13 protein-coding genes are annotated in these 14896 nt (G+C 60.1%); 10 read left to right on the top strand and 3 right to left on the bottom strand.

The window, feature by feature from the left end; all coding sequences use genetic code 11:
• Nucleotides 1-1684 (top strand): FAD-dependent oxidoreductase (locus tag ABIT12_RS13435; protein ID WP_348042768.1); only part of this gene is annotated, 1684 nt, incomplete at its 5' end.
• A gap of 64 nt (nt 1685-1748) precedes the next feature.
• The gene (locus ABIT12_RS13440; RefSeq protein ID WP_348042769.1) at nt 1749-2123 is read left to right on the top strand and encodes a VOC family protein; all 375 of its coding nucleotides are present in this window, start codon (nt 1749-1751) and stop codon (nt 2121-2123) included.
• Nucleotides 2124-2232: 109 nt separating this feature from the next.
• Here ABIT12_RS13440 and ABIT12_RS13445 read toward each other — a convergent pair whose 3' ends face one another.
• The gene (locus ABIT12_RS13445; protein ID WP_348042770.1) at nt 2233-4149 is read right to left on the bottom strand and encodes a PAS domain S-box protein; all 1917 of its coding nucleotides are present in this window, start codon (nt 4147-4149) and stop codon (nt 2233-2235) included.
• A 334-nt stretch (nt 4150-4483) separates the two neighbouring features.
• Between ABIT12_RS13445 and ABIT12_RS13450 the strand changes: the two genes are divergently transcribed.
• The 6 genes from ABIT12_RS13450 to ABIT12_RS13475 all read left to right on the top strand — a co-directional run bounded on the left by ABIT12_RS13450 (nt 4484) and on the right by ABIT12_RS13475 (nt 12476).
• Nucleotides 4484-4732 carry a type II toxin-antitoxin system prevent-host-death family antitoxin gene (locus ABIT12_RS13450; protein WP_348042771.1) on the top strand — a complete coding sequence of 83 codons (249 nt, stop codon included), beginning with the start codon at nt 4484-4486 and terminating at the stop codon, nt 4730-4732.
• Nucleotides 4729-5115 carry a type II toxin-antitoxin system VapC family toxin gene (locus tag ABIT12_RS13455; RefSeq protein ID WP_348042772.1) on the top strand — a complete coding sequence of 129 codons (387 nt, stop codon included), beginning with the start codon at nt 4729-4731 and terminating at the stop codon, nt 5113-5115. Before ABIT12_RS13450 ends, ABIT12_RS13455 begins: the two co-directional genes overlap by 4 nt.
• A 182-nt stretch (nt 5116-5297) precedes the next feature.
• Nucleotides 5298-7436: a PAS-domain containing protein gene (locus ABIT12_RS13460; protein ID WP_348042773.1), complete on the top strand. Its 2139-nt coding sequence runs from the start codon at nt 5298-5300 to the stop codon at nt 7434-7436.
• Entirely contained in the window at nt 7436-8464 is a 1029-nt protein-coding gene (locus ABIT12_RS13465; RefSeq protein WP_348042780.1) for a response regulator, read from the top strand. The genes ABIT12_RS13460 and ABIT12_RS13465 overlap by 1 nt, the downstream gene beginning before the upstream one ends.
• Nucleotides 8461-9636 (top strand): HD domain-containing phosphohydrolase, encoded by a 1176-nt coding sequence (locus ABIT12_RS13470; RefSeq protein WP_348042774.1) that lies wholly within the window; start codon nt 8461-8463, stop codon nt 9634-9636. The genes ABIT12_RS13465 and ABIT12_RS13470 overlap by 4 nt, the downstream gene beginning before the upstream one ends.
• A 248-nt stretch (nt 9637-9884) precedes the next feature.
• Nucleotides 9885-12476 carry an EAL domain-containing protein gene (locus tag ABIT12_RS13475; RefSeq protein WP_348042775.1) on the top strand — a complete coding sequence of 864 codons (2592 nt, stop codon included), beginning with the start codon at nt 9885-9887 and terminating at the stop codon, nt 12474-12476.
• A gap of 164 nt (nt 12477-12640) precedes the next feature.
• Here ABIT12_RS13475 and ABIT12_RS13480 read toward each other — a convergent pair whose 3' ends face one another.
• The gene (locus ABIT12_RS13480; protein WP_348042776.1) at nt 12641-13012 is read right to left on the bottom strand and encodes a hypothetical protein; all 372 of its coding nucleotides are present in this window, start codon (nt 13010-13012) and stop codon (nt 12641-12643) included.
• Nucleotides 13013-13306: 294 nt separating this feature from the next.
• Between ABIT12_RS13480 and ABIT12_RS13485 the strand changes: the two genes are divergently transcribed.
• Complete coding sequence (locus ABIT12_RS13485) at nt 13307-13588, top strand: GlsB/YeaQ/YmgE family stress response membrane protein (RefSeq protein ID WP_348042777.1); 282 nt, start codon at nt 13307-13309, stop codon at nt 13586-13588.
• Between the two features lie 80 nt (nt 13589-13668).
• Complete coding sequence (locus tag ABIT12_RS13490; RefSeq protein ID WP_348042778.1) at nt 13669-13851, top strand: hypothetical protein; 183 nt, start codon at nt 13669-13671, stop codon at nt 13849-13851.
• Nucleotides 13852-14050: 199 nt separating this feature from the next.
• Here the strand turns inward: ABIT12_RS13490 and ABIT12_RS13495 are convergent, their stop codons facing one another.
• Entirely contained in the window at nt 14051-14461 is a 411-nt protein-coding gene (locus ABIT12_RS13495; RefSeq protein WP_348042779.1) for a hypothetical protein, read from the bottom strand.
• Nucleotides 14462-14896: the final 435 nt, after the last annotated feature.

Here is a 14896-nt window from a genome sequence, read left to right on the forward strand (position 1 = left end):
GGCGCGTATTGCCTATTCCGGCCTTGCCGAAGAGCGCGCCTTCGCCCGCCTCAACGCCCCCGCCGAACCCCGGGTCGCCGTCGATCTCCCCGCCTTGCGCGAAGCCGGCGCGCCGCAGCCGGCGGCCGATATCGTGCTCGATCGGGGCACCGGCCAGGGGTTTGCGGCGCATCCAAACCGCTCCCTGCTCGAAGGACTGGAATCTGCCGGCATCAAGATCGATTATGGCTGCCGCATGGGCATGTGCGGCGCCGATCCGGTCGCTGTCATCGATGGCCAGGAACACCTCAGCGAGCCCAGCGCCACTGAACTCGATACCCTCAACCGCCTCGGCCTCAACGGGCGCGCCCGCATGGCCTGCGTCTGCAAGGCTACGCGCGGCGGCGTCACCATCGACACCAAGCTTGATCCGCATTCGTTACCCGTGCCGGTTCCCGAAATTCCCGCCGTCGATATGGCCGTCGCCACCGGCATCAACCGCGTCGTCATCATCGGCAATGGCGCGGCCGGCGCGGCCGCGGCCGACGAAATCCGCCGCCTGTCGCCCACCTGCGCCATCGATATGGTCGCCCGCGAACCCGAGCTGTTTTACAACCGCATGGCCATTGGTCGCGTCCTCTACGGTCGTTCCGCGATGGCCGGCCTGTTCCTGCAAGGCCATGACTGGGCCGAGAAAAAGTCGGTCACGCTCTGGCTCAATACCAGCGCCACGGCCATCGACACCGCCAAACAGGAAGTCCATCTCGGCACTGGCGAAACCCTGCCTTATGATCGGCTGGTCCTTGCCCAAGGCAGCCGCGCCGCCTCCGCCAATGTCCCCGGCGACGATCTCGATGGATGCTTTGTGCTGCGCGAAGCCAGCGACGCCATCACCATCCGCGCCTTCCGCCAGTCTCATGCCTGCCGCACCGCCATCGTCGTCGGCGGCGGCGTGCTCGGCATCGAAGCTGCCGACGCACTGCGCCAGCTCGGCCTCAGCGTCACCATCCTGCAGCGCAGCTCGCGGCTGATGAACCGCCAACTCGATGAGCGGGGCGGCGAAATCCTCACCCACTATCTGGAGGGGCTTGGCGTCACCGTCATCCCCCATGCCGAACTCAACCGCTGTATGGGTGACACCCGCCTGACCGGCGTTGAACTCAAGGACGGCACTACGCTCGACGCCGATATCATGGTCACCTGCGCCGGCATCCAGCCCAATATCGAAATCGCTCAGGCCGCCGGCCTCGCCACCAGGCGCGGCGTCCTCGTCGACCAGTCGATGCGCACCTCCGACCCGCACATCTTTGCCGTCGGCGATGTCGCCGAACTCCCTGGCGCTATCGGCGGCCTGTGGGCCGTCAGCGCCGCACAGGGCCGCATCGCCGCCGCAGCGCTGTTCGGCCACGACACCGCCTATACCGAGCCCAATACCCTGGTCAGCCTCAAGATGGACGGCATCGACGTCAAAGGCTTCGGCCTGATCGCCCCGCAATCAGCCGATCACGCCATTCTGCTCGATCCCGACAATGGCCACGACCAGTACCGCGCCATCATCGCCGACCAGACCCGACTGCTCGGCGCCATCTTCGTCGGCCCGCCCGGCACCGGTTCGCCCGTCGCCGACCTGATCGAGCGCAAGGACGATCTGGGGCCTCTGCTGGCCGAACTGCGGGAAGGGAACTGGTCATCGTTGAACCCATGAAGCCTGCTGACAAACGCTGACAACTGCCCCGGGCAAGCTCTCCGCATCAAAGCAGGAGATCAAAATGCAGCTCGCTTCCATCCGCCTCGTCACCAGCAATGTCGACACCCTTGTCACCTTCTACGCCATGCTGAGCGGCATCACGCCGTCGCGTCCAAGCCCGGACTTTGCCGAACTGCGCGCGGGCAACGGCCTGGTTCTCGCCATTTCGTCCGAACGGATGATCAGGCAATTCAACGCCGGCGCGGCCATCGCCGGCGCCAATCGCTCCGCGATCATCGAGTTCAACGTTGCTGACGTGGATGCAGTGCGGTCGCGGCTGGAAGGGGTCGATATCGACTACGCCATGCAGCCCGCCGACATGCCCTGGGGCAACCGCTCGATGCTGCTGCGCGATCCGGACGGCAATGTGGTCAACATCTTCTCGCGCCCAGCCTGAAAATGAAATTGAAGGGCTTGGGCCTGCGCGTCTATCCATCAGGTCGGAAAATGTACCTTGCACAGTTCGCGCCAGCGGTCGCCTGGCCTGGTCGGCCGCTCCAGACAGATCAGTTCGCTCGTTCGATCGCGGCCTCAAGCTCGGCGGCGGAAAACGGTTTGCCCAACCGCTCAAACCGGCCTTTGTGCTCTTCAGGCATTTCCGCATAGCCGGTCGCAACCAGGATCTTCAGATCGGGCCAGCGCTCCGAAGCCTGCATTGCCAATTGCCCTCCAGACATCTTGGGCATCGAATAGTCGGTGATGAGAAGGTCAATGCCCTCTTGCTCAAGGATGGAAAGGGCCTCGGTGCCAGAGCTGGCCTCGAACACCTGGTGACCCAATTCCTCTGCCATGGTGACGGTGTTTAACAGCACCAGGAAATCGTCATCGACCACGAGAACCCTTTTGCGTTCGCCGGCGCCGGCACTCCGATCGTTGGCGACAGCTTGCGCGGCAACACCCTGATCCGCGGCCAACGGCAGCCATAGCTCAGCTGTGGTCCCCTTGCCCAGCGCGCTTGTCAGCATAAAGGCTCCGCCCGACTGCTCCGCCAGACCATGGACCATTGACAGTCCCAGGCCGGTACCCTTGCCAACTCCCTTCGTGGTGAAAAACGGTTCCGTCGCCCTTGAGAGCGTGGCCTCGTCCATGCCTTCGCCAGCATCGGTCACGGACAGCACCACGTAGTCGCCCGGCTTAGGCGTACCGCTTGGCGGCGCGCTCCGGCGTTCCGCCGCAATCGCAATTTGTCCGCCCCCCGGCATAGCATCGCGCGCATTCAGGGCCAGGTTCAGGAGGGCAGACTCGAGCTGCGCCTGGTCTGTTTTAGCTTTCGGGAGAGCGGGAGAAAAATTTGTCGCCACAAAAATCGACGGACCGAGCGATTGCTCAAGGATATCGTGCATTCCTCTGACGGTATCGGGAACATCCACCGGGCCTATCGTGAGTTCCTGCCGGCGGGCGAACGCCAGCATGCGCTGGGTCAAGGCGGCCCCGCGCTGCGCACCCTGAACGGCATTGTCGAGGAACGGAGATATCTGAGGATCGACATTGATCCGCCGTTGCACGATTTCAAGGCTTCCCAAGATAGCCATCAGTAAGTTGTTGAAGTCGTGGGCGACGCCTCCGGTTAACTGCCCGATGGCTTCCATCTTCTGCGCCTGGAATAGAGCTTCACGGGCCTGTTCCAACTGGCTTTGGGTCTCTCGCTGACGGGTGATGTCTCTGGTCACCTTGGCAAAACCGATGAGTTCTTTCTGCTCATTGTAGAGCGCGTCGATTACAATATGAGCGTAGAAGGTCGATCCATCCTTGCGGACACGCCACCCCTCGCGCTCGACACTGCCTGCGGTGCGGGCAATGTCGAGGTTCCGTTGTGGTTCGCCGCCATGGCGCTCTTCTTTGGCATAAAATATCGAGAAGTGCTGCCCCAGGATTTCAGCTTCGGTATAGCCCTTGATGCGCTCGGCGCCGGTGTTCCAACTGACGACCTTGCCGTCGGTGTCGAGCATATAGAGGGCGTAGTCGGTCACCCCTTCGACGAGCAGGCGAAATTGTTCCTCGCTGAGCCGCAGTGCCTCATCGCGTGCCCGTCGTTCGGTAAGGTCCCGGGTAATCTTGGCAAAACCAACCAGCTTGCCTTCCGGTTCAACGATACGGTCGATGACGACGCTGGCCCAAAACCGCGTGCCGTCTTTCCGAACACGCCAGCCTTCCTCTTCAAAACGGCCTTCGGTAGCGGCCCGCGCCAAGTTGCGCGCCGGCGCACCGTTGGCCCGTTCCTCCTCCGAATAGAATTTAGCGAAATTCTGGCCGACGATTTCCTCTGCTGTATAGCCCTTGAAGCGCTGCGCTCCGAGGTTCCAGTTCACGACTGTACCGTCGGTATCGAGCAGATAAATTGCATAGTCGGCGATAGCCTCCACCAACAGGCGGTAGCGCCCCTCGGAGGAACCCGAAGCAAGGTAGTTTTCCGAAGTGTCCATGTGCTCCCAGGCGCCAAAAGTGCCGAACGCTCAACGAGCCATAACACCCCAGTGAGCGAGTGGTTCCGTGGGTTGCGAGGGGAGCAGGTAGGATCTGCCGGCCCTGGACTTCCCCGCAATGCTGATCCACTAGTTGGCCGGCTTCGCCAAATCCATCATCACTTTGATAGCGACGCCTTCTGTCGACCAGTCGGTTTGCATTGAACCGCCTAACGGGCCGCTGACGCTTCGATGCAGCAACTTGCTTCCATGGCTTAATGCGTCCGGCTGATCTTGCCACGGCGCCCCAAGTAAACTAAGTTTACTAAACTAAACTAAGCTCATCGAGGACGCTATGGTTCAGACGGTCAACATCCACGATGCCAAGACCCACCTGTCACGCCTCGTCGAGAGGGCGTCCAAGGGCGAGGCATTTATCATCGCTAAAGCCGGCAAGCCAATGGTGAAAGTTGTGCCCCTCGACCAGCCCGGCGCTGCGGAAACGCGCCGCCTGGGGTTCATGAGCGGGCAATTTGTTGTGCCGGACGACTTTGACCGAATGGGTGAGACCGAAATCGAGCACCTGTTCGGCATGGGCTCATGAAGATACTGCTCGACACCCATATTCTGCTCTGGGCGGCCGCGGAGCCTGGCCGCCTGCCTGCCGCGGCAAGGGACGTGCTCGAAAACCCAGATACGGTAATGCTTTTTAGTCCCGCAAGTCTTTGGGAAATAGCGATCAAGCGCGGCCTGGGTCGCGAGGATTTCCAGGTCGATCCTCGGCTGCTACGTCGCGGGCTGCTGGATAACGGTTATGTTGAGCTGGCGATAACTGGGGAGCACGCGGTCGCGGTCGTCGATCTACCTCCGATTCATAAAGATCCATTCGACCGTCTGCTGATCGCTCAGGCCACGATTTCCGGCATCGAACTTTTGACGGTTGACGAGCGCGTGGGCCGCTACCCTGGTCCTATCCGTCGGGTCTAGCCCGCGACGCTGCGTGGCAAATCGCTCGAACGGGCGCGTGATCGTTTGACTTGAGTTTGCCTGGGAAGTCTCAGCCTCGCCGAGCCATCATTATATTCCCGACTTTCACCGGCAGTTAAGTTCAGCCCATTACATTCATGGCAAGCCATTTGATCCGTAACGCCTCGACGAGGGTCTAGCGCATGCCAGTCAATCAGACCAACCGGAACAAGCCAGAGCCTGTTCGCAACGGCATTGAGACGCTTGCCAAACTGACGGCAGCCGCCCACGAAGCCACCGAACGAGGCCTTCGCGCCACCATCGCCGCGATGGAGGTCCAGGCTTTGCGCTATGAAACCGCCATCGAAAAAATCTCGCAGGGCGTTTGTTTTTTCGACGGCGAACAACGGCTGATACTGTGCAATCGCCGCTATGCAGAAATGTATCGCCTCACCCCCGAGCAAATTCCGCCCGGCACCACGCTGCGTGAAATCGCCGAGCACCGCATGGTGGCCGGCACCTCCACCATGGCCACCAATGACTATGTCGATTGGTGTACCACCGTCAGTGTCGCGAATGAGCCCAAGGTTTGGGTGGCCGACCTCAAAGACGGGCGCACCATCCACGTCTGCCACCAGCCGATGCCTGATGGCGGCTGGGTGGCCACCCACGAGGACATTACCGCGATCAAGGCCACCCGCCCGGTGGCAGACGAGCGCATCTCGCTTCAAACGCTGATCGATTGGGTCCCCGACTATTTGTGGGTCAAGGACAAGGACAGCCGATTTGTCTTCGCCAACAAGGCCCTCGCGTTCGACAATGGACGAGACAGGACCAGCGAGATGGTCGGCCTCTCGGACTTCGATCTGCATGGCCCCGACATTGCACAGCAATTTTACGATGCGGAACAGAGCATCCTGAACAGCGGCCAACCGGTGCTCGATACCGAAGAGGTTATTATTGACGCCTCTGGCAGTACCAAATGGATGTCGTCGACCAAAGTGCCGTTGCGCAACGAGCAGAACGAGATCGTCGGCCTGGTTGGCATTGCCCGCGATATTACGCCGCGCAAGGAATTGGAGACGGCCCGCAAGGCGTTGGAGCTTCAGGCCGCACAAAGCGTGCAGCGGCTGAACACCACACTGGAGAATTTTCCGGGCGGTATCTGCATGTTCAACAAAGATTTCGTGCTCACCGTCGCCAATCGCGGTTTCTACGACATTACCCAGTTGGATGAGCACTGGTTCCCCGTCGGCTCCACTCTGCAAGACATCTTCCGCTTTCATGCCACCCGCGGCGAATATGGCGAGGGCGATGTCGACGATCTGGTCGCCCAGCGGATGGACGACGCCCGCATGCTCACCGCCTCCAAATTCCTTCACATAAGGCCCCTGGACGGCGTCACCCTGGAATATTCGCGGACACCGCTGGAGCAAGGCGGCTACGTGCTGACGGTCGAAGACATCACTCAGAAGCTGGCCTCGGATCAGCAAAAAGCGCAACTGGAGCGTGAGTTGAGCCATGCCCAGAAAATGGAATCGCTGGGCACCCTGGCTAGCGGCGTGGCCCACGAAATCAACACGCCGATTCAATATGTCGGCGACAATATCCGCTTTGCCCAGGATAGTTTCGACCAGCTTGTCGGCCTACTCAAAAAGTGCCGCGGGGCGCTCGCTGCCTCTGGCAGCATCGAGGCCATTGCCGAGATCGACAAAGACGCCCGCCAGATCGATCTGGATTTCCTGATCGACGAAGTTCCGCAATCACTGAGCCAGTCCCTTGAAGGCATCGCCCAGGTCGCCAGCATCGTCAAGGCGATCAAGGAATTTTCCCACCCCGGCCAGGAAGATGCCGTCGATGCCGACATCAACGCCGTGATCGAAACTACCCTCGTGGTCTCTCGCAACCAATGGAAATATGTCGCTGAAGTCGCGGTGGACTTTGATACGACGCTTCCGCTGGTGAACTGCCACCCTGGCGACATCAATCAGGTGATCCTCAATCTGGTGGTCAACGCCGCACAAGCCATCGGTGAAAAGGGCAAGGAGGGCCCTGGGCGGATTGAAGTCTCAACCAGGCGCGCCCAAGGTTTCGTCGAAATTTCCGTCCGGGACAATGGCTGCGGCATTCCACCCCATGTGATCAACCGGATCTTTGATCCGTTCTTCACCACCAAGGATGTCGGCAAGGGCACAGGTCAGGGGCTGGCGATCTGCTTTGCCATCGTCACCGGCAAACATGGTGGCACGATTGATTGCGTCAGTGCGCCGGGCGAAGGCACGACCTTCACCGTCCGCTTGCCCATCAGCGGCAAAGCCGCCGAAGCCGAATTGGTCGCCTGATGAAACCGGTCGTTCTATTCGTCGACGATGAACCCAATATCCTGTCGGGCCTCAAGCGCACCATGCGCGCCTACGCTCAACAGTGGGATGTGCTGTTCTGTTTGAGCGGGGTCGAGGCCCTGCAAATCATCGAAACTGCGGACGTCGACGTGCTGGTCACCGATATGCGCATGCCGGAAATGGACGGCGCCCAATTGCTTGAAACGGTCTCGCAGAAGTGGCCGGGCATGTTTCGCTTTGCCCTATCCGGCGAGGCAGATCTTGACCTCTCCTGTCGGATCGTGGGCCGCAGCCATCAGTTTCTGTCCAAGCCCGCGACGCCAGACATGATTTACCGCGCCATTCAGACTCCTCTCGACCTGGTTTCCGATAATGCTGATTTCAAAATCGACCGCAGCCGCTCACTATTTGATCGGATCAAGGCCAATCCCGGCTCACTGACCCGCCTGCGGGAGCTGCTCGACGCCGCCGATCCCGATTTGGTGGAGGTGACCGGGGTGATCATTCAAGACCCGTCCCTCGCCGTGCGCATTCTGCAAGTCGTAAATTCCGCCTATTTTGGGCGCCCGAATGCGACCACCGACATCGCCCGCGCAGTGGCAGTTCTGGGCCTTGACCGGATTTCTTGCCTGCTGGATACGGATCGACTGGGCGGCGAGCAAGATGCGGCTCCATCGGCGGGACCTGATCGCCAGTTTCTCGCCCAGGCAGCACTGATCGCCCGGACCCGCGCCGCGGCAAACGGCGCTACGGCCGAACAAATGGCCGCCGCCTATGCCACAGTGCTCTTTGCCCAATTGGCGCAGGAGAGCGACCGTTTTGCCGATGGTTCGGCGGAATGGAATCATCTGCCGGCCTACGTCTGCGCTCTGTTTGGACTGCCCGCCGCATTGGTTCGAAGCCTGGTGCATCTTGGCGGGTGTAACTCTGAATGGAACACAGCGCAGGAACTGGGCACCCTGGCCGCCCAATGTGCAGCGTCGCACGGTAAGGTTGCGGCACCACACGTCGAGGCGGCCCACAAGTGACCAATTTACCACGAGTGCTGTTTGTCGATGATAATGTGAACCTGTTGAACGGGGCCCGTCGCGTTTCGCGTGGCAGGGTCGATATGATCATTGCAGAAAGCGCCGCACAGGCGTTGGAGATACTGGACGCCGACGACACAATCGAGATCGTCGTATCCGACCAGAACATGCCCGCCATGAAGGGCGTGGAATTTCTTGCTGAAGTCGCGCGACGCTGGCCATTGGTTGTGCGCATCATGCAGACTGGCAATGATGATCAGGCCACCGCGATGGCTGCGATAAATTCCGGCCAGGTCTTCAGGTTTGTGCGCAAGCCGTACGAAACCGAAGAACTGCTGCAAACGATCGCCGACGCTGCGGCGCTCTACGCCGTAAAGGCCGAGGAAAAGCGGCTGCTGGAAACGACGTTGGCCGGAAGCATCAAGCTGATGACCGACTTGATGACGCTGACGCGTCCTGACCTGTTCGAGAAGTCCGCCCGCGTCCACCAGCTCGCCATCTTGGCCGCCAAGTCCATCAAGGTGCCTCACCACTGGGAGTTGGAACTGGCGGCCATGCTTTACCCGCTGGGTCTGGTCGCAGTCCCCGAGGTGGTCTCGGCCCGGTACGCCGCCAATCTGCCGTTGTCGCCCAAGGATCAACTGCTGATCGACCAGAGCACACTGGTCTCGGCCGACTTGCTGCGCAATATCCCGCGCCTCGAGAACGTCGCCAACATTGTCGGCCTGTGCCATCGCGGCTTTGATGGCAGCGGCAGCCCGACAGTCGGGCCCCGAGGCAATGATCTGCCGGTCGTTTCACGCTTGCTGCATATTCTGATCAATCTCGTCGATCTGGCCGCCGCCAAAAAACTCAGCAACGCCGATGCTCTGGATCTCCTGCGCCTGGCCACCAAGCGCTACGACAATGCCATGCTGCAAACCATCGCCAACGCCCTTGGAGCAGAAGCCGCCAGCGCCGCTAAGGCGCCCATCGTCAAAAAGGAAGTCACCGTCACCTCGCTCCGCAACGGCAACCAGGTCGCCCAGGACGTGCTTTCCAACGACGGCCGCCTGCTGCTCGCCGAAGGCTCCATCCTTACCGACATCCTGATCCAGCGCCTGGTCCAATTCGCCCGTGCCGGGGACTGCAACGAGCGCTTACTGGTCTACGAGGATACCAAGGAACAGTAGCGCCACCTTGCCGAAGCAAACATGGTGCCTGGCGACGAACCGACATCGGCGGCAACGGCAACAGACCGGCCATAGACCATCGTTTTTTGTCGGTGGCTGAGTGTAAGAACCGGCGGATCAGGAATGCCATTTAGTCCGTCTTCACCCTTTCGCAGGATGATAGCCGCCTGGGTTGGACAAGGTCGGCGCGCACTATGACAAAGAGAATTCGGACCGAGGCTGCCCGAATCGCTGCCGCTAGCACGACGATGTTCGACGCAAAGGCGGCCAGGCAGCCCGATGTGCTGTACCTCACGACGGACTTTCTCAGCAAGGTGATTGAGAACATCCCGGCCACGATCGGCGTAAAGGAGGCGACGGGGCTTCGCTTTGTGCTGGTCAACCGCGCCGGCGAGGAACTGACCGGAGTGGCCCGAGAGGAGTTTCTGGGCAAAAACGACTTTGACCTTTTTCCCGAGGATCAGGCTGCGCAATTTGTGGCGCGAGACAGAGAAGTCCTCGCCTCGGGCGAAATGCTGGTGATCGCCGAAGAGCAAATCAGCACGCGTCACAAAGGTCTCCGCACCCTGCGTACGGTCAAGATGCCGATCCTGGACGAAGCTAACAAACCTCAGTATTTGCTCGTAATGTCGCAAGACGTCACCGATCAAAAGCAATCAGAGGCGGCGCTTGGCGCGAGCGAAAAACGCTGGGCCTTCGCGCTTGAGAATGCTGGTAAAGGTGTCTGGGAAGCAGATATCGCGAACAACAGCGTCTTCTACTCGCCAATGTGGAAACGCATGCGGGGTTTCGACGTCGACGAAGAGGTCGATAGTAGCGTCGCAGCCTGGCTGCAGCGGGTTCATCCCGCCGATCGCGGTCGGGTCCAGGACACTGTCGCCAGGCAAAATTCCGGGGAAATTCCGCACAACGCCCTCGAGTATCGCGAACGCCACCGGGATGGGCACTACATCTGGATTTCGAGCACCGGTGCGGCTGACGCCTGGGCTCCCGATGGTTCGCCTATTCGCATGATCGGAACCGACACAGACATCACCCAAAAAAAGCTGCAGGAACAGCAGCTGCAGGATCTGACGCACCGGCTTGAGATCGCGCTCAGGGTCTCTCGAATTGGTGTCTTCGAAGGCAACCTCGAGACGGGTGAACTCTTTTGGGACAAGCGCATACTCGAAATCTTTGGAATGTCGTCGGAGCGGCGCGTCATAACCGCCACCGAATGGGAACGAGCCGTCCACCCTGAGGACGCACCCCGCATTTTACTGGCACTTGCCCAGTCAGTCGCCGACCAGAGCACGTTCAGGGAGAGATACCGGATTGTCAGGCCGGACGGGGAAATCCGAACCATCGCCGCAGACGCAGCATTTTTCCGGGACGCCGACGGCACGCCAAAATTAATTGGCGTAAACGCCGACGTCACCGAAGAAGTTGCACTGTCCGAGAGCCTCCGCATGGCCAACTTCCTTGCCGAAGCGCGAAATGCCGAACTCGAATCCGCCAAGGCGCGGATCGAAAGCCAGTCGCTTCATGACGCCCTGACAGGCTTGCCGAACAGACGTTACCTCGACGAAATCATCGCCAGGTTCGCCGAGAAAAATCAGGATAGTCCTCAATCAGGACTGGCAATCCTTCACATTGATCTCGACCGTTTCAAGCAGATCAATGATACGCTCGGCCATACCGCTGGCGACGCAGTACTCAAACATGTCGCAAAGCTACTGTCGGAAGCGGTCGGGGTCGGCCACTTCGTGGCCCGCGTCGGCGGTGACGAATTCGTGATCGTTTGCCTCAATCAAACCGATCCGCAGAAGTTATCGGCCCTGGCCGACCGAATTATCGCGTCCGTTCAGATGCCTATCCCCTATGAAGGCCATTTCTGCCGTATCGGCGCCAGTGTAGGAATCGCGATCGAGAGCGGCTCCAGGATCGATCCCGCGCGGGTGCTTATCAATGGCGACATGGCGCTCTATCGGGCCAAGGGACATGGCCGGAACCGTCATGAATTCTTCTCCAAGGCGCTGCAGGAGGAGCTCGAATCCAACAAGCGAATTGCCGATGACATCCTGCGCGGCATCGAACAGATGGAATTTGTCCCCTACTATCAGCCGTTGGTCGACGCCCATACCCATGAGCCGGTCGGGGCGGAAGCCCTGGTCCGATGGCGGCATCCTACGGAGGGGATACTGCCGCCGGGCCGCTTCCTGAAGATCGCTGAAGACCTCAACGTTTTGGCCAGGATCGATCGCGATATTCTAACCACAGCAATCGGCGACCTCGCGCGTTGGCAGAGCCAGGGACTGCCAATCGGGTCTGTGTCGGTCAATGTCTCATTTCGGCGTCTGAGCGATGAAGACCTGGTTCCCTCTCTCCGCAAACTCAAAATCCAGCCCGGGACGATTTCCTTTGAGTTCCTCGAGTCCATATTTCTGGATGAGTTCGATGATCGCGTTGCCTGGAACATCGATGCCATCAAGGAAATGGGGATCGGCATCGATGTGGATGACTTTGGGACCGGCCACACCTCGTTCGTCAGCCTGCTGCGTCTGATGCCGCGGCGCTTCAAGATCGATCGGCAACTGATCGAACCGGTGGCAACAAGCCAGGGTCAGCAGCGGCTCGTAGCCTCCATCGTCGATATAGGGCGTACGCTTGGTATCAAGGTTGTTGCTGAAGGGGTCGAAACGATGGAGCAGGCCCGCGTACTCAGCGAGATCGGCTGCGACTTCCTGCAAGGCTACGCTTTCGCGAGGCCCATGCCTGCGCGGCAACTGGAGGATTGGCTCCGCGGCGCTGCGCCACGCACAATCGGCGATCGACACGGAAGTCGCGCCGCATCACAATAAGCTCTGGCCGAAGCTGGACCTTGCTTGAGTCCTGTTGTCGCGAAGAATGCCGGCTGGCCTCCTTTGGCAACAGATCAGGCGATAGCGGTCATTCCATATGGCCTCTTGAAACTGTCTCGATAATGGCTCGATCGCCTGGAGAGGCCTTCCGGCGTCGAGGCAGCCTAAATGCGCTCGTCAGCGATTTCACCGAGTTCTTCGCCTGCTGCAGTGATCGACAATTGACTTCCGTCATCGGATTTGACGATCAGGTCGCGCGACAGCAGGAAGCCAACGGCCTGCTCCTCGTCATGTCCCATTTCATCTGATGCGGCCACAGGCCCGCGCGAGATCCGCCGCAAGAGGTGATATGCCGCGACTGGAATGTGCTCCAGCTTGATCCCGGTTTCCTGAACCACCCGAAGCCTAATAGCGGCCTTCATCATGAGACGAGCAACTTCCTCATTCGGCAGTTCTCCAACCCGCGCCGCAGCCTCCATCAACTGGTCTGAAAAAGTCCTGGGCTTTATTGGTTTTGGTGTATCAATATCCGCCATGAAGACAGCGTAGTAGAGGCCACAACAACACACAAGCCGCGGGAGCCCATTGCTCCAGATCGCTGCAGCGGTCTCGACCGACAGGCGCCATACATCGAACGTGAAGACCTGCAGGCAGCTGCGCATTGTTGTAAACGTTCATTCGGGGAGCTCCGCTGAAGCTGGTTTGATTTTGCAACCCCAGTTGCCCCAGTTCCTCCTCGAATGAACAACCTTCATGGCTTCGACACCTAGGCCGAGGCCTCACAACACTATACCGTCAGCGCCACGCCATTCGGCGCTGGAGTCCCGAAAATGCAACTGAGCACCGAAAGCCTGCTAATTATTCTCCTGGTGGGTGCGATCGCTGGATGGCTCGCCGGCCAGATCGTTCGTGGCTACGGCTTCGGCTTGCTGGGCAACATCGCCATTGGCATTGTTGGCGCCCTCATCGGAAGCTGGCTGTTCCCCCAGATCGGGGTGTTCCTGGGCACGGGCATCGTCGCTTCGATCGTAAATGCGACGCTCGGAGCTATCTTGCTGCTGCTTGTTCTGGGCTTGGTGGGTCGGAGGGGTGGCCGCTTCTGGCGTCGCTAGGATACAGCTGCTCGACTCAAAAGTGACCGGTGCTCTGGCTCTGGCCCGTCGCGGGTCAGCAAGGTCCGTAGGGCGGGGCATTGGGCAGCACTGAAGTGGTCGCGGGCAAGGTTGGCGAGCACGAAAACCCGAAAGGCTACCGGATCTACCGCGTCGTCGCGGGGCGCGACAAGTGGATGGAGCGCCGCGCCCTGTGTCACAAGAAAGCCGTGGCTTCGGACCATCACCTTGGGTTTGTCCGTGGCGCCGCTGGTGAACGATAGCCGCGCTGGATCGACCGGTGCCGAGGCGGCAAGCCGAACAGGCCAGCGCTTCGGCATCTGGTCAAGGATGCACTAGCAGGGTTCAGTGGTTCCCCTGACTTGCCAGTAAAGGACACGGTGGGTGACGAATGCCAAGAAGACGCCCCGGCCGTTCGGCCGAGGCGTGAATTTTGGCCCAGCTAATGGTTGAGTGCTTTGGCTATGCCGGAGTGCCGCTGCGCGTGTAGGTCAAGGTCTGGCAAAGAATTGACCGGCATCCCTGAATGTCGATGGTCTCACCACTGGTCATCGTTACCGTGGCTTCAGCGCTCATTCCGCCGGCCTCGAGAGAACCCTTCCACTGATTTGGTGCGACCTGCTTTGCGCGCATAACCTGCTTGCCGACAAAGGCCAGGTTTTCACCAGTGGCAGACGCGCCCTTCAATGTATTCAGGGTCCCGCACAGGTCGGTGCCGGCGTCTCCGCAGAGCGAGAATGTGAAGGATGTACCAAAACTGTCCACAAAGGTGCCGTTTGGCTCGGGCGCGGTCGTAGCGGCCTGTACCAGGGTTGGCAGGACAGAAGACCCAACGAGGGTCGCGATAACAAATGTCGTTTTCAGAAAGGTCATGGATTCTCCTATGCAGGAACGCCCGCCCCACGCAGCCGCCATATTGGTTATTAACGTTGGGATGAACGGCTAACGGCCTGAGGTCGTTGCGTCTCCGTTCCAAAAAGTGATTGGGGCAGTGAGCGATTGTGGCGCCGCCTGGGGCTCTCCGCGCCCCTTTAAGCGCTGGCTTGGGGACGGCCGTCCAAAATCGTGTGCTGTGGCGTTGCGCGCGTTCATCAAGAGCGCCTGCGATTTGCAGAACTAGATTTTGAACCGATGCGACTTGCTCGAACGCACAAGCTCGACTAGCTGGCCCGCCCTTCGGGCAGATCGTGCCCCATAGCGTGGTGTAACTGAGGCAGGGCCTCCACGCATTTCCGGCTTGGCCGGGATGATCAGCGTGCGGGAACTGCCGGCAAGCTGATGAGCGGATCATCGCGCATTTGTCCGATG

It is taken from the genome of Devosia sp. (assembly GCF_039927955.1).
Classification (GTDB): Bacteria; Pseudomonadota; Alphaproteobacteria; order Rhizobiales; family Devosiaceae; genus Devosia.

What these genes read in the sequence shown, in the direction of transcription:
- ABIT12_RS13455 (WP_348042772.1), top strand. Translation starts at nt 4,729, where the DNA reads ATGAAGATACTGCTCGACACCCATATTCTGCTCTGGGCGGCCGCGGAG.
- ABIT12_RS13465 (WP_348042780.1), top strand. Translation starts at nt 7,436, where the DNA reads ATGAAACCGGTCGTTCTATTCGTCGACGATGAACCCAATATCCTGTCG.
- ABIT12_RS13450 (WP_348042771.1), top strand. Translation starts at nt 4,484, where the DNA reads ATGGTTCAGACGGTCAACATCCACGATGCCAAGACCCACCTGTCACGC.
- ABIT12_RS13495 (WP_348042779.1), bottom strand. Translation starts at nt 14,461, where the DNA reads ATGACCTTTCTGAAAACGACATTTGTTATCGCGACCCTCGTTGGGTCT.
- ABIT12_RS13460 (WP_348042773.1), top strand. Translation starts at nt 5,298, where the DNA reads ATGCCAGTCAATCAGACCAACCGGAACAAGCCAGAGCCTGTTCGCAAC.
- ABIT12_RS13475 (WP_348042775.1), top strand. Translation starts at nt 9,885, where the DNA reads ATGTTCGACGCAAAGGCGGCCAGGCAGCCCGATGTGCTGTACCTCACG.
- ABIT12_RS13445 (WP_348042770.1), bottom strand. Translation starts at nt 4,149, where the DNA reads ATGGACACTTCGGAAAACTACCTTGCTTCGGGTTCCTCCGAGGGGCGC.
- ABIT12_RS13480 (WP_348042776.1), bottom strand. Translation starts at nt 13,012, where the DNA reads ATGGCGGATATTGATACACCAAAACCAATAAAGCCCAGGACTTTTTCA.
- ABIT12_RS13440 (WP_348042769.1), top strand. Translation starts at nt 1,749, where the DNA reads ATGCAGCTCGCTTCCATCCGCCTCGTCACCAGCAATGTCGACACCCTT.
- ABIT12_RS13485 (WP_348042777.1), top strand. Translation starts at nt 13,307, where the DNA reads ATGCAACTGAGCACCGAAAGCCTGCTAATTATTCTCCTGGTGGGTGCG.